This is a genomic window from Hymenobacter lapidarius (assembly GCF_001816145.1).
In the GTDB taxonomy this organism is placed as follows: Bacteria; Bacteroidota; Bacteroidia; order Cytophagales; family Hymenobacteraceae; genus Hymenobacter; species Hymenobacter lapidarius.
Genome location: NZ_MDZB01000098.1, coordinates 167183 through 191828 on the forward strand (window position 1 = coordinate 167183; position 24646 = coordinate 191828).

22 protein-coding genes and 1 pseudogene are annotated in these 24646 nt (G+C 61.1%); 14 read left to right on the forward strand and 9 right to left on the reverse strand.

All coding sequences use genetic code 11. The features are described 5' to 3' along the window. Positions 1-24: 24 nt before the first annotated feature. The 4 genes and pseudogenes from BEN47_RS09090 (at position 25) to BEN47_RS21405 (ending at position 1408) form a co-directional block, all read left to right on the forward strand. On the forward strand, positions 25-348 hold the full coding sequence (locus tag BEN47_RS09090; protein WP_070727423.1) for a nucleotidyltransferase domain-containing protein: 324 nt from the start codon (positions 25-27) through the stop codon (positions 346-348). Between the two features lie 13 nt (positions 349-361). Further along, positions 362-742 (forward strand): HEPN domain-containing protein, encoded by a 381-nt coding sequence (locus BEN47_RS20255; protein WP_158010946.1) that lies wholly within the window; start codon positions 362-364, stop codon positions 740-742. A 32-nt stretch (positions 743-774) separates the two neighbouring features. After that, positions 775-1023: pseudogene (locus BEN47_RS20260) on the forward strand (biotin/lipoyl-containing protein); the annotation flags it as partial. A 226-nt stretch (positions 1024-1249) separates the two neighbouring features. Further along, positions 1250-1408, forward strand: a complete 159-nt coding sequence (locus BEN47_RS21405; protein WP_158010948.1) for a hypothetical protein — start codon at positions 1250-1252, stop codon at positions 1406-1408. 359 nt (positions 1409-1767) lie between these two features. On the opposite strand, the gene BEN47_RS09100 is transcribed toward BEN47_RS21405, so the two are convergent. After that, entirely contained in the window at positions 1768-2832 is a 1065-nt protein-coding gene (locus BEN47_RS09100; RefSeq protein WP_070727429.1) for a glycosyltransferase family 9 protein, read from the reverse strand. 76 nt (positions 2833-2908) lie between these two features. Continuing rightward, the gene (locus BEN47_RS09105; RefSeq protein ID WP_070727432.1) at positions 2909-4663 is read right to left on the reverse strand and encodes a DNA polymerase/3'-5' exonuclease PolX; all 1755 of its coding nucleotides are present in this window, start codon (positions 4661-4663) and stop codon (positions 2909-2911) included. Positions 4664-4800: 137 nt separating this feature from the next. On the opposite strand from BEN47_RS09105, the gene BEN47_RS09110 reads away from it, so the two are divergent. The 7 genes from BEN47_RS09110 (at position 4801) to BEN47_RS09140 (ending at position 10928) form a co-directional block, all read left to right on the forward strand. After that, positions 4801-5217 carry a hypothetical protein gene (locus BEN47_RS09110; RefSeq protein WP_070727436.1) on the forward strand — a complete coding sequence of 139 codons (417 nt, stop codon included), beginning with the start codon at positions 4801-4803 and terminating at the stop codon, positions 5215-5217. Positions 5218-5323: 106 nt separating this feature from the next. Next, positions 5324-5881 (forward strand): thioredoxin family protein, encoded by a 558-nt coding sequence (locus tag BEN47_RS09115; protein WP_083322273.1) that lies wholly within the window; start codon positions 5324-5326, stop codon positions 5879-5881. A 68-nt stretch (positions 5882-5949) separates the two neighbouring features. Continuing rightward, complete coding sequence (locus BEN47_RS09120; RefSeq protein ID WP_083322274.1) at positions 5950-6996, forward strand: FAD:protein FMN transferase; 1047 nt, start codon at positions 5950-5952, stop codon at positions 6994-6996. An 18-nt stretch (positions 6997-7014) separates the two neighbouring features. Continuing rightward, positions 7015-7257 carry a DUF4266 domain-containing protein gene (locus tag BEN47_RS09125; RefSeq protein WP_070727530.1) on the forward strand — a complete coding sequence of 81 codons (243 nt, stop codon included), beginning with the start codon at positions 7015-7017 and terminating at the stop codon, positions 7255-7257. Positions 7258-7393: 136 nt separating this feature from the next. Continuing rightward, the gene (locus tag BEN47_RS09130) at positions 7394-8716 is read left to right on the forward strand and encodes a DUF3570 domain-containing protein (RefSeq protein ID WP_083322275.1); all 1323 of its coding nucleotides are present in this window, start codon (positions 7394-7396) and stop codon (positions 8714-8716) included. Positions 8717-8817: 101 nt separating this feature from the next. Further along, a complete protein-coding gene (locus BEN47_RS09135) occupies positions 8818-9231 on the forward strand; it encodes an EVE domain-containing protein (protein WP_317039491.1) in 414 nt (137 codons plus the stop codon). A gap of 104 nt (positions 9232-9335) precedes the next feature. Beyond that, positions 9336-10928 carry a hypothetical protein gene (locus BEN47_RS09140; RefSeq protein WP_125921594.1) on the forward strand — a complete coding sequence of 531 codons (1593 nt, stop codon included), beginning with the start codon at positions 9336-9338 and terminating at the stop codon, positions 10926-10928. Between the two features lie 26 nt (positions 10929-10954). Here BEN47_RS09140 and BEN47_RS09145 read toward each other — a convergent pair whose 3' ends face one another. After that, the gene (locus BEN47_RS09145) at positions 10955-11626 is read right to left on the reverse strand and encodes a hypothetical protein (protein WP_070727452.1); all 672 of its coding nucleotides are present in this window, start codon (positions 11624-11626) and stop codon (positions 10955-10957) included. Positions 11627-11902: 276 nt separating this feature from the next. Here BEN47_RS09145 and BEN47_RS09150 point away from each other — a divergent pair, with 276 nt between their 5' ends. Further along, a complete protein-coding gene (locus BEN47_RS09150; protein WP_070727455.1) occupies positions 11903-12457 on the forward strand; it encodes a DUF4252 domain-containing protein in 555 nt (184 codons plus the stop codon). 181 nt (positions 12458-12638) lie between these two features. Here the strand turns inward: BEN47_RS09150 and BEN47_RS09155 are convergent, their stop codons facing one another. After that, the gene (locus tag BEN47_RS09155; RefSeq protein ID WP_070727459.1) at positions 12639-13931 is read right to left on the reverse strand and encodes an aminopeptidase P N-terminal domain-containing protein; all 1293 of its coding nucleotides are present in this window, start codon (positions 13929-13931) and stop codon (positions 12639-12641) included. A gap of 542 nt (positions 13932-14473) precedes the next feature. Between BEN47_RS09155 and BEN47_RS21410 the strand changes: the two genes are divergently transcribed. Continuing rightward, positions 14474-14644 carry a hypothetical protein gene (locus BEN47_RS21410; RefSeq protein ID WP_158010950.1) on the forward strand — a complete coding sequence of 57 codons (171 nt, stop codon included), beginning with the start codon at positions 14474-14476 and terminating at the stop codon, positions 14642-14644. A 33-nt stretch (positions 14645-14677) separates the two neighbouring features. Continuing rightward, positions 14678-14845: a hypothetical protein gene (locus BEN47_RS21415; protein WP_158010952.1), complete on the forward strand. Its 168-nt coding sequence runs from the start codon at positions 14678-14680 to the stop codon at positions 14843-14845. Positions 14846-14926: 81 nt separating this feature from the next. On the opposite strand, the gene trxA is transcribed toward BEN47_RS21415, so the two are convergent. From trxA to BEN47_RS09180, 5 genes are all read right to left on the reverse strand, one after another. Continuing rightward, positions 14927-15256 carry a thioredoxin gene (gene trxA / locus BEN47_RS09160; RefSeq protein WP_070727463.1) on the reverse strand — a complete coding sequence of 110 codons (330 nt, stop codon included), beginning with the start codon at positions 15254-15256 and terminating at the stop codon, positions 14927-14929. Between the two features lie 154 nt (positions 15257-15410). Next, positions 15411-19094: a DNA polymerase III subunit alpha gene (dnaE, locus tag BEN47_RS09165; protein ID WP_070727465.1), complete on the reverse strand. Its 3684-nt coding sequence runs from the start codon at positions 19092-19094 to the stop codon at positions 15411-15413. A 260-nt stretch (positions 19095-19354) separates the two neighbouring features. Continuing rightward, a complete protein-coding gene (locus BEN47_RS20265) occupies positions 19355-19714 on the reverse strand; it encodes a LysM peptidoglycan-binding domain-containing protein (RefSeq protein WP_070727468.1) in 360 nt (119 codons plus the stop codon). After that, complete coding sequence (locus tag BEN47_RS09175) at positions 19701-21602, reverse strand: transglycosylase SLT domain-containing protein (RefSeq protein WP_083322277.1); 1902 nt, start codon at positions 21600-21602, stop codon at positions 19701-19703. The genes BEN47_RS20265 and BEN47_RS09175 overlap by 14 nt, the downstream gene beginning before the upstream one ends. Before the next feature lie 96 nt (positions 21603-21698). Continuing rightward, a complete protein-coding gene (locus BEN47_RS09180; RefSeq protein WP_070727475.1) occupies positions 21699-24575 on the reverse strand; it encodes a TonB-dependent receptor in 2877 nt (958 codons plus the stop codon). Between the last annotated feature and the right edge of the window lie 71 nt (positions 24576-24646).

Below are 24646 nucleotides of genomic sequence, written 5' to 3' on the forward strand. Positions count from 1 at the left end.
GTGGCAGCTAAATCTTTCCTCACTATGATAACCGAAGCTCAGATTCAAGCCGTGGTGCAGCGCATCGTTGAAGGCTACGCGCCCGACCGGATAATCCTGTTCGGCTCGTATGCTTACGGGGTGCCGAACGAGGACTCGGATTTAGACCTGCTCATCATCAAGCAGGGGGCTGAAAAAAAAACCGTTGAGCGGGATTTAACTATTCGCCATTTGCTTTGGGGAGGCGAAATGCCCCCGATGGACATCCTTGTTAGAACTCCCCGCGAGCTTCGCGACGCAGTGGCGCAGGTTTACACCATTGAAGCCGAAGCCGTGCAAAAAGGCCGAATTCTATATGCAGCAGCCTAAAACACCCGCGCAAATGCGGGTACATACTTTTCTGCGAACGGCTGACCGCGACATGGAAACAGCCGAAACGCTGGCTCAGCATTCGCCCCACCTTTACGAGAGCATCGGCTTCAGCTGTCAGCAGGCGGCCGAAAAATATTTGAAGGCAGCACTACTATTATACGGTCTGCCCGCGCCGTTTATTCACGACCTGACCAGCCTGGCCACCGGTTTGGCTACGCAAGTTGTGTTCGACCAAGACGATGTTTCGGCTGCCACGATTCTCACTGCCTTTGCAGTAAAGTGGCGCTACGAACACGACGACGCGCCTGATTTCGCCGTGGCCGACCTATTAGCCATGGCGCACCGGTTCCGCGCCAAGCTGCGCCCCTTGGCCGTAGCTTTTCTGACATAATTCTTCTTCACGTTTCTTACGTTTAGCACCTCATGCCCCTCGAAATCAAAATTCCCGCCGTTGGCGAATCCATTACCGAAGTCACCATCGCGAAGTGGCTCAAGCAGGACGGCGACGCCGTGAAGCGTGACGAAGTCATTGCCGAGCTGGAGTCGGACAAGGCCACGTTTGAGCTGCCCGCCGAAGCCGACGGCATCCTGAAAATCCGCGTAGCCGAAGGCGAAACCATCGGCATCGGCACCATCATCGCCGACCTGGATAGCGCAACCGGCAACGGTGCGGAAATTAAGATTTGGGAGCGGTGTAGGGGAATTTTTGGAAGCATTGCGCATCAGCGCGTCCACGATGGTTTCGGGCGAACTGAAAACCGAACCGGCGGCCAGGTAGTCGTACTTCCAGAGCAAAGTACCGGCGCTACCCTCGTGAATGTTCACGGTGATGTTGGCCTGGTTGGTGGCGCCCCAGGCGCCGGCTATCAGGCCAACGGCTAGTGCCGCGCCGTCGCTCATGGGCTTGGTAGTGCGCACGCTGGTGGTCATTACGGCATCTACGCCCAGTATTTTGGCCAATTCCTGGGGCGTGCGGCTGCGCAGCTGGTCCGTAGGAATGCCGCTTTCGCGCAGGCGCGCATCGGTCTGGCGCACGTCCTGGAAGCTCACGGTGTAGCCGCGCTGCTGGCCACGGCGCAGCAGCCAGGCGTAGATTTTTTCCTGAAAATCGAGGCCACTTTTAACTTCGGTGGCGTGTTGCTGCTCGGCATTGATATTTTTGGCTTGGTTGGGGCGCAGCTGCATGGTCACGTCGGCCGGCAGAATGGCCACCGTTTTGTGCTTGGGAGCATAATCGCGGAAATCCTTGGCCAGGTAGATAGTAGGCCCGCATGCAGTTAGCAGCAGGGCAGTGAGGGCCATTGCAGCGGTGGCCCGGAAAGTAGAAAGGCGCATAAAGCGAATCTGAAAGGTGAGAAAATGAAATAGAATTGCGCCGGCTTTGGGGCTTGCAAATCTAGTGTCTTTTTTCTCTTTTCAGCGGCCGTCACGCGCAGGTGGCAAGTCCAAATCCAGGGTTTGGTCGCGCATGCACTTGAAATGGCCCTGCGGGCACTTGGCAAAGCCTATTTTGGAGCACGGACGGCACGCCAGTCCCTGCACTTCCAGCACGCGGAAATCGGTGCGGTAGGGATACATGCCGAAGGCGGGCACGGTGTTGCCCCACACGCTGAAAATCTCCTTTTTGAAGGCAGCGGCAATGTGCATCAGGCCGGTATCGTGGCTCACCACAAACTGGGCCTGCCGCACTAGTGAGGCCGATTGATGCAGCGAATAGCGCCCGCAGCCGTTCACAATGAGTGGCTGAGTGGCTGAGTAACTGAGTGACTTTTGGGGGAAACGGTACGGGTCGTCGGGGATGGTGGCGGCCGGGGCCTGGGCGGTGGCGGCCCTCGTCTCAAAGGCCTGTTCGATGATGTGCCCGATGCTTTCGTCCTCCGGCCCGCCCAGCAGCACGATGGGCCGATTGAGCTTACCGCACAGTTCGATGAGCTTCTCCACGGGCAGGCGCTTGGTGGCGTGCTGCGCGCCAATGGCCACTGCCACGTAGCCGCGCTGAAAGGCGGGCGGCAGGGTATGGAGGCTGATTTCCTGGTTTTCGGGAATGAAGTAGTCCAGCCCCAGGCCGTCGTCCTGCACGCCCAACGGCGCGGCGGTTTCCAGGTAGCGCTGCACGATGTGGACGCGCGGCAGCCGGTCAATCTTGGAGTTGACCAGCAACCATTTCTGCCAGTTCAGCTTGTCGAAGCTGTAGGATTTCACACCCAGGCGCAGCTTGATAAGGCGGGTGCGCAGGTTGTTATGCAGGTCGATGATGTAATCGAACTGCTCGGTTTTTAGCTCTTGCACCAGCTCATCAAGGCTGCCGGTGAGGCAGTGGACTTTGGCAACGTAGGGGTTGGGCTCCAGCAGGCCGCGGTAGCCGGGCTTGGTGGCGAAATGAACCCGCGCCCCCGGCACCTGCTGCGCCAGCGCCCGCACCACAGGCGTGGTCAGGACGATGTCGCCAATGGAGGAAAAGCGAAGGACGAGGATTTTCATTTTTTAGCGGCAATCTGCAAGCCATAAGCTGCAAGCTCTTGCCTTCAAAAGGATTGAAGCTTGTAGCTACATAACCCTACTCAAACAACGACTTCTTGTATTCCAGCGGCGGGGTGATGCCGGCTTTACGCTTCTCAAAATAGGCGGCGGCTTCTTCCACCGATTTGGTATTGAACGTCATTTCCTTCGTCAGCAAGCCTTTGCGGCCCATGAGCACGCCGTAGCGCATGTCGGCGTAGCCGTCGGTATGGTGGGCGTCGGGGTTGATGCTGAGCAGCACGCCCTGGTCGAGGGCATAGCGAACCCAACGCCAATCGAGGTCGAGGCGCCAGGGGTTGGCGTTGATTTCGATGATGACCTGGTTTTTGGCGCAGGCATCGATAACGGCTTTGTAGTCGATGGGGTAGCCCTGGCGGCGCAGCAGCAGGCGGCCGGTGGGGTGGCCCAGCATGGTGCAGTAGGGGTTTTCAATGGCGCGCAGCAAGCGGTCAGTGGCTTTGCGCTCTTCCATTTTCAGGTTGGAATGCACCGAAGCCACAATGAAATCGAAGCTGGCCAGCACATCGGATGGGTAGTCGAGGGAGCCATCGCTGAGAATGTCGCTTTCGATGCCTTTGAAAATGCGGAAGGGCGCCAGCTCGGCGTTCAGTAGGTCTATTTCCTGATGCTGCTGGCGCACCCGCTCGGCGCTGAGGCCGTTGGCGTAGTGCGCGGCTTGGCTGTGGTCGCAGATGCCGAGGTACTCGTACTGGTGGTCGCGCAGCCAGGTGGCCATTTCGCGCAGGCTGTGGTTGCCGTCGGAGTAGGTGCTGTGGTTGTGCAGGGCGCCGCGCAGGTCGCCGTTTTCGAGCAGGCGGGGCAGCTTTTTCTCGGCGGCGAGGGCAATTTCGCCCAGGCCTTCGCGCAGCTCAGGCACGATGAATTGCAGGCCGGCCCGCTCGTAGAGGACTTCTTCCTGCTGGAATTTTTCGCGCCGGGCCCACTGGCGCAGGCTAGTGGCGGGGCCGTGGCTGTCGGCGCCGGGCAGGCTCTCGGTCAGGTGCGCTTCGGCGGCAGAGTTGAGAAACAGCTCCGTCACGAAATCTTCGACCGACGTGAGCAGTACCTCCACCTGCACGCCCGAGGGAGTGGCCGTGCCGCGCCACGCAAACGGCCCCGACCGGCGCGGGTCGGCGGTGAGGCCGCCCATGGTGTTGAGGAGCTTGTGCGCCGTTTCTGGCTGGTCGGTAGCCGCTACTACGCGCACCATTTCCACGGTTTCGAGGCGGCGGCGGACTTCGCCGGCCACGCCTACCTGCTCGGTTTTGAGGGCACGCCGCAGGTGCTGGGCAATGTCTTCGGCCAAGGACTCGGCCTGTGGGTACAGCAGCTTGCCCTTGCTCTGGCCGGCAAACTCCAGGGCTTCGAGAATGGATTCCTGGGTCTTTTTGCCGAAGCCTTTCAGCTTGCTCACCTGGTCGGTTTCAGCGGCCTCGCGCAGCTGCTCAGTGCTTTCAATGCCCAACTCGCGCCACAGGCTGCGGATTTTTTTGGGGCCAATGCCTTTGATGCTCAGCATTTCGACCACGCCGGGCGGGGTGGCTTCCAGCAGGCGCTGCAGCTCCGGGAACGTGCCAGTATCGAGCAGCTCGGCCACCTTGGCGGCGGCGGTTTTGCTCAGGCCGGTGCGGTCGGGCAGGCCGGAGCGCTCCACTTCCGCCACGGGAAAGCTCAGGGCCTCGAGGGCGCTGGCGGTGCCTTCGATGGCGCGGATTTTGAAAGGGTTTTCGTCGTGCAGCTCCATGAGCTGGGCGGCCAGCTTGAAGGCGCGGGTCAGGGCGCGATTATCCACGGGGAGGGGGTTGTTGGGGGCACGAATGTAGCGTATGACAGGGCTTACGCGCCTGAGCAGGGGTCGTCCAACTGCCCTTAAAATCCGTAGCTACTTGATTAAGCCTACCTTTCCGCTCGTCCTTTTCGCCGAATCCTATGCGTGCGCTGTTTTCTTATACCGGACTTTTGCTGGCCGCGCTGCTGCTGGCTACCGCCTGCAAAAAAACCCGGTCCACGGCCGTCGTCACCATGCACCAGCTTGAGGGCACCTGGCTGAATTCCCACGAAGAAAACGGAGGGGACACGCTGGTGTACCGGCCCCAAACGTATAAGTTCCCTCCTTCGCGGGGCCGCACCGGCTTTAGAATCGAGCCCTTCAGCCACTTTGAACAGTTTGATATTGCGCCCACTGACGGCCTCACCGACCGCCCCGGTACCTGGACCATCGACCGTAAGCTGTACATGCGCATCACCCTCGAAAGTGGCCCGAATCCGAACTACACCCTACAAGTACTTGACCTTGACACGGTGAAACACATACTGAAAGTGCGCCGGCTTCCTGAAAGAAAATAGGCCCGGTGACGCTTGCGGCCCTTGGCCCATCACTTATTGTCCATCTCTCAGAACCAACCTACCGGGTAGGGAGTTATCGCGACTACCTGACTTACCTCATTGACCTATGATGCCGTTGACTGCGAAAGGCCCACTGCTGGCCATTGCCCTGGGCTGCCTTTTGATAAGCGCTTCGCCCGCCGCCGGACAGCAAGCCGCTACTACAGCTTCGGCCAAAACCGCGCCGCAGCCGGTGTCGCCCCTCATTTCGGCGCCGCAGGTGCTGCTAGATGCCCCGGCCGCCTGGCTCAGCAACCTGGGCGCGGCCCAGGCGCAGGCCAAAGCCACCAACCGGCCCGTGCTGGTAGTTTTTTCGGGTTCCGACTGGTGTAAACCCTGCATTATGTACGAGCGGGAAGTGTTTTCGCAGCCGGCCTTCACTGCTTATGCGAAGGACCGGCTGGTGCTGGCTCATTTTGATTTTCCGCGCCAGAAGCGCAACCAGCCCACGGCCGCTCAACTAAAGCTCAACGAAGCCGCCGCCGCGCAGCTCAACCGGTCGGGCGACTTCCCACTGGCCGTGCTGCTCTCGCCTGATGGCAAGGTGCTGGCCAAAACCGGATATGTTGCCGGTGGTCCCGCTGCGTTTGAGGCTTACCTGAACAAAGTATTGCTGGCGCGGTAGTTCCATTGCCCCACCAGCGTGAGCTTATCGGGCAAAGCGCTTTGTTGGCTCACGGTTTTTTTAGGTTAATGAAAGCAATAAGAAAACCCGGGCAGTGGCTTGGGCTGCTGTTGGGCCTGTTGCTGCTGGGGCAGCCGGGTGGGGCGCGGGGCGGGGCGCCGCGCCATACATTCACCCGAAGCGCGCACGTGATGGGGTCGCGGTTTACCTTTACGGTGGTGGCCGAGAACGACTCGGCCGGGCAGCGGGCTCTGCGCGCGGGCCTGGGCGAAGTGCGGCGCATCGACCGCCTCATGTCGTTTTGGGATTCTACTTCCGAGGTGGTGCACATCAACCGCATGGCCGGCATCCGGCCGGTGGCGGTATCGCCCGAAACCTTCGACCTCATCAGCCGGACGCTGCGGCTCTCGCAGCTAAGCGGCGGCGCTTTCGACATCACTTTTGCCAGCGCCGACAAGCTCTACCGATTCGACCGCCAAGCCCACCCTAGCCTGCCCGACTCGGCGCTGGTGCGGGCTTCGGTGCGGCGCATCGGTTGGCAAAAACTCAAACTGGACGCGGCCCGCCACACGGTGTACCTGCCCGAAAAAGGCATGCGCATCAACCTGGCGGGCATCCTACAAGGCTACGGCATCCGCCGGGCCAAGCAAGTGCTCACCGAAATGGGCATTCGGGGCGGGCTGCTGAACGGCTCGGGCGACATTTATTGCTGGGGCCGACAGGCCGACGGCTCGCTGTGGCGCGTGGCCATCGGCGACCCCGACCACCCGCACAGCGTGGCCGCCTGGGTGGAGGTGACGGACGTGGCCGTGGTCACGGCCGGCAACTACGAGCAGTACTTCACGGTGGGCGGGCAGGTTTACGGGCACATCATCAACCCGCACACCGGCTACCCCTCGGTGGGGCTGCGCTCGGTCACGATTGTGTGCGCCGACGTGGAACTGGCCGACGGCCTGGACGAAGTGGTATTTGTGAAGGGCCCCACCGAGGGCCTGGCGTTTATCAATAGCCTGAAAGGAGTTGATTGTACGTTGATAACGGACGACAACCGCACGCTGGTGTCGCGCGGCATGAAACTGAATTATTACCACGGCCCTACCAACGCCCAGCCCTAACCTCATCGACCAATGGCCATGCCAAAAACCCGATTTCCATTCCCTGCCCGCCTGCTGCTGGCACTACTACTACTCCCGCTGCTCGCGGCGCTGCCCAGTTGCGTATCGGTAGCGGCGTACCAGAAAGCCTACCTCAACGACGAGGATATGAAGCTGAGCAGCAAGATAGTGGAAACCCCCGAAACCAACTTCCAAAGCTACCGCGAGGGCGCCGGCGGCGCCAATGGTGGTAAAGTAGGCGGCGGCTGCGGCTGTAATTAATTGAAGTATTCGCTAATGGCTGGGCACTTAAACACATGAGACTATTTAATTTGGAACGGGGGCTGCGGCCAGCCAATGCGGCGCCCGGCCACAAGCCGGCACCGCTTCCCACGGCGGGGAGTACCATCCAGAAATAATGAATTCCTTGAAACACTTACTACTTCAATTGCTGGCCGCCGTGCTGCTTGCCGCGCCGGTGCTGGCCCAGAATCAGCCGAGCGGTACGCCACTGCTGCCGAACCGGGTAGACGGCTTCGGTGCCCCGGCGGCGGCTACCGTGCCCGTAAACCGGGCCCGCGACGAAGCCACCATCGACATTCTGGGCAGCTACTACCAGCAGGACGGTACCCACGGCGCGGTGGAAGGCGGCCGCGGCACCGAGCAGCTAACCGACCTGACGCCCACCATTATCCTCAATATCCCGCTGGATACGGTGAGCCGGCTGACCGTCAACATCGGCACCGATTTTTACGCCTCCGCCTCCACCGACCGGATTGACTTTGCCCTGTCCACGCCCTCCAGCCGCGACGAGCGGATACACGCCGACTTTGGCTACACCCGCGAGCAAAAGGCCCGGGGCACGCAGTGGGGCGCGGGAGTGGGTTTCTCGCAGGAATACGATTACCTGTCGTTCAACGGGGTGGGCTCCTTCGCCAAGACCTCGGCCGATGGCAACCGGCAGCTGGGCATCACGGCCCAGGTTTTTATCGACCAGGCTACCCTAATCAGGCCCATTGAGCTGCGCGGCACCCCGGCCGTGGGCGATGGCGCCCGCCAGAGCTACAACGTGTCAGTTTCGTACTCACAAGTCCTGACCAAGCGCCTGCAAGTGGGCATCAGCACAGAGCTGGTGCAGCAAAACGGGCTGCTGAGCACGCCGTTTCACCGGGTGTATTTTTTCGATAATCCCGACCCAAACCGTGCGCTCACGGTCGACAACAGCTTCGCGCCCCTCGCGCCCTCGGCGGCCCGGGTCGAAAAGCTGCCCAGCTCCCGCTTCAAGTACCCGGTGGGGCTGCGGCTGAACTACTACGCGTCGGACCTGGTCCAGATTCGCTCTTACTACCGCTTCTACAACGACAATTTCGGTATTCAGGCCCACACGTTTGAGTTGGAGCTGCCGGTGAAAGTGACGCCGTTTTTCGTGCTGTACCCCTTCTACCGCTACCATCAGCAAACGGCTTCTACCTACTTTGCCCCTTACCTGGGCCATTCTATTGCTGATAAATACTACACGTCCGACTACGACCTGTCGGGTTTCACGGCCCACAAAACGGGCCTGGGCCTGCGCTACTCGCCGGTGTACAGCATCGGCCGCTTTCGCGTGCCGGGCCACGACCGCGCGGGCCGGGCGCGCGTCATGCGGTTCCGGTCGGTGGACCTGCGCTATGCGCACTACCAGCGCAGCACCGACCTTACCGCCGACATCCTGAGCTTCGACTTGGGATTTTCTCTGTAGGCCAGTGGCTGACCGGGCTGGTGCGTGACGCAGGAGCTTACTTTGTGGTGCAACGCCACCGGCTCACGCTACGGGCCGCTGCTTCCCCCACTTTTTGATTGATGATGACGCACTGGCTGGTTAAATCCGAACCCGAAGCGTATTCCTGGGCCACGTTTGTGCACGAAGACGGCACCGCCTGGACCGGCGTGCGCAACTACCAGGCCCGCAACAACCTCAACCTGATGCAGCCCGGCGACCTGGTGCTGTTCTACCACAGCGTGAGCGAAAAAGCCGTGGTGGGCATTGCCGAAGTAGCCGCCCCGGCCGCACCCGATGCCACCGCCGAAGCTGGCTCGCCGTGGGTGGCCGTGGCACTGCGCCCGGTGCAGCCCCTGCCCCGGCCCGTGAGCCTGGCCCAGCTCAAGGCCGATGCCCGCCTGAGCGAACTGGCCCTGCTGCGCCAGTCGCGCCTGTCGGTGCTGCTGGTGCGGCCCGAAGAGTTTGACGCCATACTGGCGCTGGGCACCAAATAAAGCGGATTGCACAGAACAAAAAGGCGGGCTTCGGTTGTATCTTTAAAACGATAACCACTGGTAGCAGTGGCGTGTACACAGTTGCTTTCTTTAAGCTGAAGGGCATGAAACTTCGCTACTTTTCCCTGCTGCTCACCTATGGGGTCCTGGCTGGCGCGCCGGCACTTTGGGCCCAAAAGCGCGTTCTTGCGCCGGCGCCGGCCCACGCCCCGGTGCAGCCGGCCCGCACCGAGCTGCCCCTCACGGCTTCGGAAAGCGAAGTGCACGTGCAGCCCCTGCCCCTCGACAGCACGGTGGTGCTGCTGGTGGGCCGCGACCGGCCGTTTTCCAATAAGTCCACCTTTGCGTTTCAACAGTACGACCAAGGGCTGCGCTTGCGGAACGACACGCCGCTGGAAATCCCCGATGAATTTGACTTTAACCGGATGTGTGCCGAAGGCAACACCGTGTACGCCCTTTTCACGTCACGCAGCACGCCCGGCCGCCTGCTGGCCGCTGCCTACAACGGCCGCCTGGGCCAGGTGCGCACCCAGCAGTTTGACACCCGCCTGAGCCGGGAAATAGTGGAGCTAAAGGCCCTCGAAGGCCGCCTGTTTGCCACGGTGCTGCTCAACGACCAGCTCCACGTTACGGCCCTGCTGCTCAACGTGGCCACCGGCCAGATGCAGTACCTCTCGTCCATCTACGAGCCCCTGCCCACCCAGTTTACCTTTGTGGCGGATGCCGCCAGCCGTCGGGCCGAATACGTACTCAGCCAAACCAACGGCCGCAAGTCCCGCCTGCTCCTCAAGCAGCTCACGGAGCAGGGCCAGCTGGTGAGCTCCGAGTTTGTGCAAGCCGAGAGCGACCGGAGCCTAATTACGGCCCAGCTCACGCCGCCGCAGGACACCACCGCCCGCCTGCTGATGGGCACCTATTCCCTGCGCGACCCCAATTATGCTCAAGGCCTATTTGCCACCGACCTGCGCCCCGCGGCGGGCACCGGCGCCAAACCCCCGCTGCGCTTTTATGATTTCCTGCGCCTGAAGCACTTTTTCGACTACCTCAAGCCGGCGCGCCAGGCCAAGCTCCGTGAACGCACCGAACGCCGCATTGCCCGCTCGGTACCGCCCCTGCGCTGGCGCTACCGCCTGCTGCTGCACGAGCTGCTGCCCCAGCCCGACGGCGGCTACGTGCTGGTGGCCGAGGTGTACTACCCGCACTACCGCTACAACAACTACGGCAGCCTCCCGGCGGCATTCAACGCCGGAGCTTCGCAGCTCGGCTCCTACGGCGGCAACTCGCGCGTGTTTGATGGCTACCAGACCACCCACGCGCTGGTGTGCGGCTTCGACCGCTCCGGCGCGCTGCTCTGGGACAACACTTTTGTGGTAGAAAACCTACGCCGCCGCACCCTGGAGGAAGCCGTGCGCCTGCAAACCCTGCCCGACGGGCGGCTGGCGCTGGCTTACCTCGACGAAGACAAGCTGCGCTACAAGCTCATCAACCGGGCCGAGTCGTCGCCCAATGACCACCACGTGCCCATTCAAACCGGTTCGGGTGGGACCACCGTGGGCGTGGAGCGCATCAGCGACACGTCGCAGTCCGACGTGATGCCGTGGTTTGGCAGCCGCTTCGTGGCTTCGGGCTACCAGCGCGTGCACCCCGCAGCTGGCCCTTCCCGCGAGGTGTTTTTTATGAATTCGGTCGTTTTCTAGCGCTTGCTGCCGGCGCGGAACCGGGCCTAGGGATGAGCCTGGCCCAGTTGATAGGTCAGATGCACGTTCGCCCCCGTCCCCGTCAGCAATATTCCCAAAGCACTGGTTAGCGGGATGGACACGTTTCTGTTTAGCGTGAATTCTGTTCCCAGGGCCAGGCGCGGCCCCAGCAGGTAGCGCAGGCTTATCCCGCCCACCAAATGAGGAGAGAAGCTCGTGTTTACAGGCCCCTTATAGGACTCTTTGCCGCTAGCCTTGGTAGTGGTTGCGTTTAACCTCTCCCGGCCAAACAATACGGTTCCGCCAACCAACCAGTCAAACTGGAGGTGCCGCTGCGGGCGGCTGCGGCTAAACCGCACCAGCAGCGTAGCCGCGGCACCACGTGTTTTCTCCTCTGTGTAGAGGGTGTAGGGTTCCCCCGTTAAATAATCAGTGCCTTGCTCGGAATGTTCCTGATTACGACCTCCGAACTGAAGGGCTGCCTGGAGCGCAGTGCGGGTCCCGATGCTGCGGCCAACCAGCACATTCACGGGCTTCAACCGCACATAAGGTGTATTAAAATCCCAATACTGCTGCAGGGCCACGCCCGCTCCCACGTACCATTGGGGTTTGTGAGTGGTAGAATCGGGCGCCTGGGCGCCTGCGGTATGGTAGCCGAGGGCAAGCGCCGCCGAACTTATGAATAGCAGGTAGTTCATGCAAGGAGGGTAAGCCGACGGTGTAAAACACACAGTTCGCAGCTAAATATAGCGGTACTTACCGTGAAATTACCGGAAGGGGACTACACGCCACGGGAGCTACCCGCCCGCCGCACCGCCAGGACAAACAGCCATCGGCAAGGTCTGAAAGGAACTGATAACGCCCTGGCGAGCCAAGGCAGGTAGCGCCGCCCCACTGTCTTTGAATCGTGGCTTTGCAACTGTAGCAGGGGTTGCGTGCGTATAACGCACCACTTTTCTCGTCACTTTTGCTTTATGATTCTAAAACTTCGCCTCCCCGCCCTCTTTTTGTTTCTGCTGTTGGTGGGCTGCCGCGCCGGTGGCCCCGGCACGCCCGCTACCACGGTAGCCTCGTTTTTCTCGAAATACGATAACCGCTCCGGCTTCAAAACCGCCGACTGGTCCGCCGACTTGCTCGAGCGCATGGCCCTGGTGAAAGCCGCCAAGCTGCTGGGAGGCTCCGAGCTTACCAATGCAATCACAGGCATTCGCAAAGCGCGCGTTATCTCCTTCGCCCCCACCACCGGCTCGGCCCAGAACCTGGCCGAGCAGGGGCTGTTGCAAGAGGCCACGGGCATCCTGCAAGGCAACAAATACGAACCCCTGTCCACCGGCACCACGCTGGGCAGCGACTACCAGGTGTCGGTGCGCGCCAATGGTGACCGGGTTTCCGAGTTTGCCGCTACGGGCAAGCTCCCTGACGTGGCAGACTCGTTCGTACTGGTATCGGTGGAGGGCAACTTTACCCGCTCGCAGGTGCAGGCCCTGGCCAAGTACCTGCCGCAGATTGTGCAGGCCACAGCCAGATAAGCGGGTTTTCGGTCTTTTTTCTCACAACAACCAGAGCGTCACGCTGACAAAAAAGAACGTCATGCTGAGCTTGCCGAAGCATCTCTACCGCAATACTAAAATTGATTAGTAACACGGTAGAGATGCTTCGGCAAGCTCAGCATGACGTTCTTTTTTGCTGTTCTCACTCTCGTTCAGGCGCTTACGCCTTACCCATTAGGGCCTCAATGTCATCGGCCTGTAGGGGGATGTTAGCCATCAGGTCCTCGTTGCCGCTGGCGGTGAGCAGAATATCATTCTCCAGGCGAATGCCCAGGCCTTCTTCCGGAATGTAGATGCCGGGCTCCACGGTGTACACCATGCCGGCTTCGAAGGTGCGGTACTTATAGCCCACGTCGTGCACATCGAGGCCTAGGTAGTGGCTGGTGCCGTGCATGAAATACTTCTTGTAGAGGGGCGCGGCGGGGTCCTGGTTCTTCACATCAGCGGCATTCAGCAGGTCGAGCTTGATGAGCTCCTGCTCCATGCGTTCGCCCACGGCTTGGTGGTAGGCCTCGATTTCGCCGCCCGGCACGAGGCGCGTTTTGGCGAAGTCCATCACGGCCAGCACGGAATCGTACACTTGGCGCTGGCGCGGCGTGAATTTGCCGTTGACGGGAATGCTGCGCGAAAGGTCGGCGGCGTAGTTGGCGTATTCGGCCCCGAAGTCCAGGAGAATCACGTCGCCGGCCTGGCACTGGTTGTCGTTGGTGGTGTAGTGGAGCACGCAGGCGTTTTTGCCGCTGGCCACAATGCTGCCGTAGGCCGGCCCGCGGCTGCGGCTGCGCATGAACTCGTGCACGATTTCGGCTTCAATCTCAAACTCCCATACCCCGGGCTTCACGAAGCCCAGCAGGCGCCGAAACGCCTTTTCGGTGATGTCGCAGGCCGTGCGCATGGCCTTAATTTCCTCCGGGCTCTTGATGGCGCGCTGGCGATGCAGCAGCGGCGCGGCGCGGCGGTAGGTGTGCAGCGGGTACTGCTCCCGAATGGCTTTGATGAAGCGGGCATCGCGCGTTTGCACTTCCACCACGGCCCGGATGTGCTCGTTGGAGTTCAGGTACACGTTTTCGGCCTCGTTCATGAGGGCGGGCAGCACGGTTTTGAAGCTCTCCAGCCACATAATGGTGCGGATGCCGGAATTGGTTTTGGCTTCGTCTTTGGTCAGCTTGTATCCTTCCCAAATCAAAATATGCTCGGAGGTTTCCTTCAAGAACAGGATTTCGCGGTGCTGCGGCAGGCGCGCATCCGGAAACAGCACGAGGATGCTTTCTTCCTGGTCGACGCTGCTGAGGTAGTAGAGGTCATTGTTTTGCCGGAAAGCCAGGGTGCCGTCGGCATTAGTCGGCATGATGTCGTTCGACTGGAAGATGGCCAACGAAGCCGGTGGCAGCTGCTCGCAGAAACGGCGGCGGTTTTCAACAAAAAGCTGGGGAGCCAGGGGGGCGTATCGCATGGGCGGGATGGGAAGTGTAAGGCGTGAATTACGAGCCGCAAGTTAGCCGCCGGGCCGCGCATCCCGCTCCAATTGCTCAGCTCGCTCGGTTTCCATGGAGCAATAAAAATGCATGTTCACCGGGCCGCCGCTGCGGCTGCAAGGCGCTAGCTAGGGCCAGAAAACGGGTAACTACCCTCGCCACAAGGCCCTGCCAGGGCGGGCAGGAGCTTGCCGGAGTAGGTATGCGCAGGTACGGATTGCAGGCGGGGCTTCACGGATCAGCGCACGACGGACCCAAGCGGCCCTGGCAATCCGCGCCTGTCTTCCCCGGTCTTTTTTTGCGATGATGCGCAAGACAATTTAACTATCAGGAAAACCCCAATTACAAACAAATTACATCCCATACCAGGACTAATGAGCTATTATGATTACATATAATATTATGACATTTATGCAATTTAATTGCTATTTGTGATAACGAACCTTACTTTAGTACCATATACTGGGTACAAAGTCACCTTCGATTCTCCAAACACTCAAAAACCCCTTTTCGACTTACTATGAAGCATACCCTTTACTCCATGATGCTCGCGGGAGGCTTACTGCTGTTCACAGCCCCCGCCGTTTATGCCACTGCAGCCGGCTCTTCCCCCGAAAATCCTACCGCAACACCACGCAAAGCCGCTGCCACAGCACGCACGGCCAAAGCCAAAGCGGCCGAAAGCACCTAGTCAACTTCCAACAAGGCACGTAAGTCCTCGTCGTTGTCCCGCCGGCCAGTGCTGACCATGCTCGGCCTGGAGGAGGGCAAAAGCGTGACCACGCCCATGCAGCGCCAGCGCCAGCTCCGCTCCCTCCAGAAGCAGCTCCGGACCAAAACCCGCATGGAAGCCCGGACCCGCCGGGCCAGGTGCGGCCAAGCCCTGCTCTAGTACACCCATGACACCTTCTGAAACCGAAAAAGCCCCTTACCAAAACGGCGAGAGGCTTTTTTAGCAAAAAGGAAAACAGACTTACGCCGTTACCTGTGCTTCGAGCTTTTGGGCTAGTACGTGCTTGGGCACGGCACCAACCTGCTTGTCCACGATTTGACCATTTTTGAACACCAACAGCGTGGGAATGCTGCGGATGCCATACTTCATCGACGTCTGGGGGTTGGCATCAACGTCCACTTTGCCCACAATGACTTTGCCTTCGTATTCGCCGGCAAGTTCTTCCACTACAGGGCCTACCATGCGGCAGGGGCCGCACCATTCGGCCCAGAAATCAACCAATACAGGCTTGTCGCCGCTGATGATTTCGTCAAAGTTGGCGTCGGTTATTTCAATTGCTTTGTGTCCCATTACGGTTTGGGTTGGGTTAGAATTATTCTGGCGTGTACGGCCAACGGGGTCGCAAGGTAGCAGATTGGATGGTTAAACATCGTGTACGGAGGAAAGTTCAGCAAGGATGTTTCGGCTGCGCGGACGCCAGCTGAGCATGACGTTATCAGGTTGTTTATATCAAGGTGCAGACTTCCATTTCCATATCGTGCATTTTCTGGATGAAGGTTTTCGGCTCAATCTGAAAGCGGCGCGAGAACATGTCCACGGCCAGATGCTCGTGCGGCTCGGCAAACTGGATTTCCAGGCGCTTGCTGCCCGGCGCGGCTTCGATGGCTTCTTCCAACCGGTCGAGCATGAGGCTGGTCACGGTGCGCAAGTCGAGGCGCACGCGCACGCCCTTGCTGCGTTTTTCGGCTACCTCCGACAGGGGCTCCATGGTCAGGATGCGCAGGTCCCACTGGTCCTGGGTGTGGCGGCGCAGCTCCTGCTTGAGGCGCACGTACATGGGCGGCACCTGCTCGTTGGGGTAATTGCGCGGGTTAATGAGGGGCGCGAACTTCGTGTAATCGTCGCGGAACAGGGCCGGGTTGATGCTCGTCTCGTAATCCTCCAGGGTGAAGGTGCAAAACGGCTGCCCGGTTTTGGTGGTTTTGAACAGGACGTTGTTGATGAGGCCGGCCACCGCCAGCTCCTTGTTCTTTATCTCGTCCACCTTGTCGAGGCCGCAGGTGCAGTAGGCGTCCAGCTCCAGCTTGTAGCTGTCCAGCGGATGGCCCGAGAGGTAGAAGCCCACCACTTCCTTTTCGCGGCGCAGCTGCTCGGTTTTGCTCCAGGGCTCCATCTCGTGCATCTTGGGCAGCGGCGCGGCCACCGCACCAAAGGCTCCGGCGCCAAACAGGCTGTGCTGCGCCGATTCCTTGGCTGCCTGGTGCTGCTGGCCCATTTTCATGGCCTTTTCAATCAGGCTTTGGTCGCCGGCGGGGGCATCCAGGTACAGGCGGCGGTGCTTGTCGAAGCCGTCGAAGGCGCCGGCCTGGGCCAGGCTTTCGAAGGTTTTCTTATTCACGGTGCGCAGGTTCACACGCTTGGCAAAGTCGAAGATGTCGGAGTAGTTGCCGGCTGTCTCGCGCTCCTGCACCATGCTTTCCACCGCCAGCTCACCCGCGCCCTTCACCGCGCCCATGCCGAAGCGAATGGCGCCTTCCTGGTTCACGTTGAATTTCAGGAGGCTTTCGTTCACGTCGGGGCCCAGTACGGGCACACCCTGCTTGCGAGCTTCCTCAATGAAGAAGGTCACCTTCTTGATGTCGCCCATGTTGTTCGTGAGCACGGCGGCCATGTACTCGGCTGGGTAATTGGCCTTGAGGTAGCCGGTCTGGTAGGCCACCACGGAGTAGGCGGCCGAGTGCGAGCGGTTGAAGCCGTACTCGGCGAACTTCTCCATCACGTCGAACACTTCGTTGGCTTTTTTGGCCACGATGCCGTGTAGGTTTTTGGCGCCCTCGATGAACTTCTCGCGCTCCAGGGCCATCTTTTTCATGTCCTTCTTGCCCATAGCGCGGCGCAGCAAGTCGGCGCCGCCGAGCGAGTAGCCGGCCAGAATCTGGGCCGTCTGCATAATCTGCTCCTGGTACACCATGATGCCCTGGCTGTACTCTAGGATGGGTTTTAGCAACTCGTGCGGGTACACCACTTCTTCGCGGCCGTGCTTGCGGTTGATGAAGTTCGGGATGAACTGCATCGGGCCCGGGCGGTACAGGGCGTTCATGGCAATCAGGTCTTCGATGTTGGTCGGCTTCAGGTCCTTGAGGTACTGGCGCATGCCTTCCGACTCAAACTGGAAGGTGCCGATGGTATCGCCGCGCTGGTAGAGAGCGTAAGTCTTCTCGTCATCAAGCGGAATTTCGTCGATGTCGATTTTCACGCCGTGGTTGCGCTCAATCAAATTCATGGCATCCACGATGACGGTCAGGGTTTTGAGCCCCAGAAAGTCCATCTTCAGCATGCCGGCGCTCTCAATCACCTTGCCGTCGAACTGCGTGATGAGCAGGTCCGAGTCCTTGGAGGTCGAAACGGGGATATACTTCGTGATGTCGTCCGGCGCAATAATGACGCCGGCGGCGTGAATGCCGGTATTGCGCACCGAGCCCTCGAGCTGCGTGGCCAAGCGCAGAATGTGGCCCTTGAGGTTTTCCGGCGACTCATCGCGCCGAATCATGTCCAGCTCCTGGTTTTCGGCAAAAGCCCCGGCCAGCGTAGTGCCGGGCTTTTCGGGCACCATCTTGGTCAGGTCGTTGGTTTGCGGCAGGGGCAACTCCATGGCGCGGGCCACGTCCTTGATGGACGATTTGGCGGCCATAGTGCCAAAGGTGATAATCTGGGCCACCTGCGTTTTGCCGTACTTGCCCACCACATAGTCGATGACTTTCTGACGATTCACGTCGTCAAAGTCAATGTCGATGTCGGGCATGGACACGCGCTCCGGGTTCAGGAACCGCTCAAACAGCAGCGAGTACTTAATCGGGTCGATGTTGGTGATGCCCACGCAGTAGGCCACCGCCGAGCCCGCCGCCGAGCCCCGGCCCGGCCCCACCGCCACGCCCACCGAGCGGCCGTGGTTGATGAAGTCCTGCGTAATCAGAAAGTACCCCGCAAACCCCATCGTCTGGATGATGCGCAGCTCGTAGTCCAGCCGCTCCTCAATTTCAGGCGTGCGCACGGAGTAGCGCGGCTTCGGCCCCTCAAAGGCGCCCTTGTACGTGAGATGGCGCAGGAAGGCGTCGGCGTTGGCGTGCTCGGCCGGAATGGGGAAGTTGGGCAACAGAATGTCGCGGGCCAGCTTCGGGGGCGTGATTTTATCGACAATCTCATTGGTGTTGTCCACGCTCTGCGGCACGTCGGCAAACAGTTCGTTCATCTGCGCCTGGTTCTTGAAGAAGAACTGGTCGTTGGCGAAGCCGAAGCGGGTGTGCGGCTTGGGCTTCTGCAGCTCCTCGTCAATGCGGCGCAGCTGGCGCTGGGCGCGTTCGTCGCGGCTGTGGTCCCGACGCAGGTTGTCGAGCAAATCGTACTTCACCTCGCCCTTGCCCGACACCAGGGTGTAGTAGTTGGTGCGGATGTCGCCGACCGGGATGCTGTGCTCCTCGCCGGTGTTCACACACAGCAGTAGGTCGTGGGCCGCGTAGTCGGTCTGGTCCACGTAGTGCGAGTCGTTGGTGCAGATGACCTTCACGTTGTGCTTTTGGGCAAAGCCCAGCAGCACCTGGTTCACGTCTTCCTGGCTTTTGCCGGTGCCGTCGAAATTCATCAGGCCGTGGCGCTGGATTTCGATGTAGAAATCGTCGCCGAACACATCCAGCCACCACTTCAGCTTCTCCTCAGCCTCGGCTTCCGTACCGAAGAGGATGGTCTGGGGAATCTCGGCGCCGATGCAGCAGCTGGTGGCAATCAGGCCTTCGTGGTATTGCAGCAGCAGTTCCTTGTCGATGCGCGGAAACTTGGAATACAGGCCCTCGATGAAGCTCATCGAGCACAGCTTGCTCAGGTTGTGGTAGCCGGCCTGGTCTTTGGCCAGCAGCAGCTGGTGGTGGCGGGTGTCGCGCTCGCCCTTTTCCCGGCTGAAGGCCTTTTTGTGGCGGTCCTGCACCATGTAGAACTCGCAGCCCACAATGGGCTTCACGTTGTACTTGTTGGCCTCGGCCACGAAGTTGAACGCCCCGAACATGTTGCCGTGGTCGGTGAGGGCCACGGCCGGCATCTCGTCCTTCTGCGCCTTCTTCATCAGGGCCGAAATGCTGGCCTGGCCGTCGAGCAGCGAGTACTGGGTGTGCGAGTGCAGGTGCGAGAAAACGGGCATTAGGCGCTGCGCTTAATGAGGAATGGAGAATGAGGAATGAAGAATTGTCGTCTGAGAATTCTTCATTCCTCATTCTCCATTCCTCATTTTAGTAAAGATACCCCCGAGTGGCGGGCATTCCCAAACCCCATTTGCCTGCTGCCTGATTCCCTGAGCGCTGCGTTTTTTTGGCGCGTTGGCGTAGTTGGCTGAAGGTCAGCCCGACCTAAACTTGCTCGCCGAATAGAGTTCCGCCGCGTGTAGCACCCCTGCTCGCCGGCCTACTTGGCGCTGGCCTGCACCCGCAGCACTTCGCCAATTTTCACGCTCTCATCCAGTTTGCCGTTCCAGACCTGCAGGTCTGCTACCTTCACTTTATACAAGCGGGAAATGCTGAAGAGGCTCTCCCCTTTCACAACGGTGTGCTGACTGGCAGCCCCAAACGATACTCCTGGCGCGGCAGCCACTGGCGCAACGGCCGCCTTGGGAGTATAAATGGCTGGGTTGCGCTGCCCCACCACCCCAGCCGCCTGCGCCGGTGGCACCGGGGCTGCATATACCGGCTGGGCTAGCGGCGCCTTCAGCTGCAGCACCTGGCCGATGAGCAGGTTAGCCGGCAGGGTCAGGTTATTGAGGGCCATTAACGTAGCAGGCGGCATCTGGTAGAGCCGGGCGATGGAATACACCGACTCGCGCGGCGCTACCTGGTGGGTTGCGGGAACCGTTGCAACGGAGGGCGACGCCACGGGGGGGCGCAACGGGCGCGGGGGGCGCTGCCGGAGTGGGGCGCGCGACGGGCGCGGGCGCAGTAGCAACAGCAGCAGGTACTGGCGTTGCAGGCGCTTGAGCTGGCGCTGGAGCCGCCGCAATTAAGCTGGTTGCAACGGGTTCCACGGCGGGAGCAGGCTCCAGCTCGGCTGCACTGGGCTCATCAGCCAATGGAGCCGGGGCGGGCGCCGAAGCGGGAGGCGGCAGCTGCGAGACAACCGCCTCGGGGGCCGGGGCAGGCGGGCGAACCGGGGCCGGTACCGGGGCTGGCACAGGGGCCGGCATCACAACGGCTACGGCCGGCGCGTTGCGGCTGGGCAGGGCTTCGCCCCAACCATCCTCAGCCTCCATTCGGCGGTTTTTGACGGTGCTTTTTTTATTGCTTTTGAAGAGTGGCTCGGCGGGTTTGGTTTGGGTTTCGGCTTCCGCACGTGCGGGGCGTGCTGCAGCCACCGCACGTTCGAGGCCCCGGCTTTCGGGCAGTGAGCGGTACTCTACGGCCACCTCGCGGGGGCGCACGTGCCGCAGCCACAGCAGGCGGCTGGTGCGCAGCTCCTCGTTGCGGGCCATGCGGTTTTTGGCCAATATGGCCCGCTTGCGCATGCCGTATTTCTGGGACACGTCGAATACCGATTCGCCGGGCTGCACCACGTGGTACTCCACGGCTCCTTTGTCGCGCTTGCTTTCCAGGTAGTAGGGGCGGCCCGTTATGGCGGCGTCGAAGGCGGTTAGCTCGTTGTGGCGCAGGAAGTCGCGCGGCCGCTGCCGGCCGCGGCGGACCAGGTCGGCAATGGTTTCGCCGGGCAGCGCGATGATGGCCCGCAGGCTATTGAGGCGCACTTCGGCCGTGGTTGAGGGGCTTACCTCGGGCGCGATAAGCAGCTCTTTGATGCTTTGCAGGCGTTGGTTGGCAATGATGCCGGCGGCCTGGGTCACGTCGCCGATGGGTACCAGGAGGGTATAGGGCCGGTCGGTGGGCACGGCGGCGGCCAGCAGCCAGCGGTTGTGCACGGCCAGGCTTGCGGCGTCGGTGTGCAGAGCCAGGGCCAGGCTTTCGAGGTTTTGGCCGGCGGTGGCCGGAAATTCCTGCAAGCGCAACGGCGGGTTGGGATTCAGGCCACAGGCGGGCTCAAACACCAGCTTGTGGGCCAAAAAGGTCAGTACGTAAGGCGACGTGCGCTCGGTGATGGCCATTTCCGTCGCGTTGGCGTCGGTGGGCAGCGTATAGGGCTTCACGCCCGTCAGGCCGGTGTTGTAGCTGAGCAGGGCATTGAGCCAGTTGCGCAGCCCGGCATTGTTGCGAACGAGGTAGCGGGCGGCAGCGCGGGTGCTTACCACCAGGTGCTTGCGCTGGTCTACTGCGCTGTTCATCACCACGCCCAGTTCGCTGGCGGTTTCACGCTTCAGCTGCCAGTAGCCCACCGCCTGGCTCACGCTTTCGGCATCGCCCAGCAAGGCACTTTCCTGCAACACCAAGTAGCGGAAATCAAGCGGTACGCCTTCTTCTTTCAGCACGCGGTCGATGATAGGGAATGCGGCATCGGCCAAGTTTACCCGCGCCTGAAACGAGGGCGGGTGGCGGGTCAGGCCGTCGGCCTTTAGCTGCACCAGGCGCTGGGCTTCGGCATTTAGCACCAGGCGCAACCCCAGCACATCCATATAAGCTGGTACGATGGGGGCGGCCAGAACCTTGGCCGGTGTGACTACCGCAGCTCCCGCCAAAGTCAATAGCAGGAAAAATAACGCAATCGAATTTCGCATAAAATAAGGCGGGCAGGCGGCGACCACCGCGGCCGCCGCCTGCCCGGAAGCTGCAAAGAACCTGATTTTTGGCCAGAAAAACCGGCGCCGGCCTGGCTACGGCCGGCCGCCCTCGCGCCGGCCGCCGCCGTCGGGCCGGCCCAGACCCCGGTCGCCCCGGTTTTCCGGGCTTTCAACGGGCGCCACCACATTGCCGCTGCGGATGTTGTAGGTGAACATCAGCATGAAATAGTGCTGCAGAATGTTGGTTTGCACGTCTTCGTAGTACGCCTCCGTCACGTTGCGCTGGATGGCGCGGTTCTGGCTCAATAAATCGAAGGCATACACGCGGATTTCGCCGCGCTGGCCGGGAAACAGCTTTTTGCCCACGCTGGCATTCCACAGCGTGTACTGCTGGTTGAAGCCGGCCGATAATCCCGAGTAGGCCTGGTGCACGAGGTCGGTTTGGAGGTTGATGCCCGGCCCCACTATCCAGCCCAGGCGGAAGCGCGTGACTTGCGCAAAGTAGTTGGTATTAAGGTTAGACTGCAGCGTGTTGCGCACAAAATTCTGGCTCGACGTGGTGGACGCCGTGAAATCCAGGTTGGGGCTGATGTTGGAGCTGAGCGTGAGGCCGGCCCCGAACGAAGGCACCCGGGCGTAGTTCAGGCCACCGTTCACAATGCCCGGCGTCTGGGTGTAGTTGGCGTTGGCGCTCAGGTTCAAGTTGGTTTTGAGGGCCTTGATGGGCCGCCCGTAGCTGATGAGCGAGCGCAGGGTGTACTGCTGGCTCAGGTTGGTGGGCTGGGTGAGCTGGCCGCCGGCCGGCAGGCGCACGCCGGGCGCGCCCTCGGGCACCACGGTGGTGTCGCGGGCCGCCACTAGGGTGCGGTTGGCAATGGGGTTCTGGAGGTAGGAGCCAGCCAGCAGGGCGAAGAAGTTGCTGGCCACCTCCGGGCTCGAAGCCGTGTAGCGGAAGTTGACCGAATGCTGAAACTCCTGGCGCAGCGTGGGGTTGCCAATGGTGAGCTGCAGCGGGTTGGAGTTGTTCACCACGGCCTGCAACTGGTTCACGCTGGGCGGATTGGTGCTGGTGCGGTAGTTGAAGCGCAGGTTTTTCTGGCGCGTGAAACGGTAGTTGACGTTGGCGTTAGGCAGCACGTTCACGAAGGTGTAGCGCCCGATGCTGGGCCGCGGAAATTGCGCGTCGCTGTACAGCTCGGCGTGCTGGCCCGACAGCCCGATGCTGGCCTGGTACTTGGGATTGATGTGCCGGTAGGTGAGCCCGCCCGACTGCGTGAGGTAGTAGGTATCGAATACGTTGCTCAGGCCTTCGTTCAGGAGGCGGGTGTCGCCGGTGAGCAGGTCGTAGGTGTACTTACTTGAGCTGTTGGGCGCGTAGTTGATGGCGTAATTCCCTTGCAGGATGTCGGTTTTGGTCAGGGCCTCGGTCAGCGACGCGTTGGCGTTGATGCTGCCGCCGTTCTGGTTCAGCGTGCTGGTCTGGTTGAGGTTGTTGCGGGCCGAGCCGGTGTCGGCGGTGCGCAGGGCGGTGTTGCCGTCGCGCTGGCTGTAGGTGCCGCCCACATTCAGGCTGGCGGTACGGCCGGGCTTGGCAAAGCGGCGGCGCAGCAGCAGGTCGCCGCCCGTGTTCAGGCCGTTGTTGTCGGAATTATAATTACTCGTGATGCGGCTCTGCTCGGTGCCGCTGCGGCGCGTGAGGCCGTCTACCGCACTCACCGCCTCGTTTTGCTGGTAGCTGAAGCGCGGCCGAAACAGGATGGACATGGCCGAGTCAATCTTGTGCTCCAGGCGCATGTTGAAGCGCTGGTTCGTGTTGAGGCTGTTGGTGTTGGCGTTTTGGTTGTAGGTGGTGCTGGCCTGCTGCGGCAGCACGTACTGGCGCTGCGTGTTGCTGAACACGGTGTTGTTGGCGCGGTTGAAGAAGTAGCTGGCCGACAGCTCGGTTTTCTTGTTCCAGGCGTTCGAGTAGTTGAGGCCCACCGCGTTGGTTTTGGTGATGCCGCCGCTTTGGTTCACCAGGAAATCGCCGGCATTGCCGCCATTGCCCCCGCCGCCCTGGCCGCCGCCGCGGCCCCCACGGCCGCCCCCGCCCTGGTTGGAGTTGCCCACCACGCCCAGCAGGTCCTCGGTGCCAAAGTTCTGCTCGTTCACATTGTTGGACTGCGCCAACACGGAAATCCGGCGGTTGCCCTTGAAGTTATTCACATTGCCGCTGGCCTTGTAGCGCTCCGTGCCGGCCCCGGCCAGCACCCGCCCAAAGGTGCCGTTGCGGAATGCCACCTTGGTCACAATGTTGATGGTCTTGGTAGTGTTGCCGTCGTCGAAACCCGAAAAGCGGCTCTGCTCGCTGCGCTGGTCAAATACTTCCACCTTGTCCACCATCTCAGCGGGCAGGTTGCGGAGCACGGCGTCGGGGTCGTTGCCGAAGAATTCTTTGCCGTCAACCAGCACGCGCTGCACGTTTTCGCCCTGGGCCTGCACCTTACCGTCGGTGCCCACGCTCACGCCGGGCATCTTCGTGATGAGGTCCTGCGCGTTGGCATCGGGGTTGGTTTTGAAGGCTTTGGCGTTGAATTGGGTGGTGTCGCCCTTCTGTACCGACTGCGCGGCCTGGCCCGTCACCACCACGCCTCTGAGCTGCACGCCGCCGGTTTGCAGGGCCAGGGCACCCACCCGCACGGGCGTCCCGCTCACGGTCACGGCCTGGCTCAGCTTCTGGTAGCCCACAAAAGAGGCGTCGATGATGTAGCGGCCGGCGGCCACGTTATCAAACTGGAACCGGCCCTCGGCAGCGGCTGCCGCGCCGGTTCTCGTCGAGTCCGGCAGGCGGATGAGCAGCACGTTGGCCCCAATGAGCGCCGACTGGTCTTTGCCATCGGTCACGCGCCCGCTCACGGTGGTAGGCGCCTGGGCTTGAGCCACGCTCCCTCCGGCCAATAGCAAGAAAAACAGTCCGAGAAAAAGCCGCATACAACCGAAGAAAAGCAAAAACCGCCAGCCGTAAAATGCCGGCCCACGTTAATTAACCAGTCAAGTGGGCG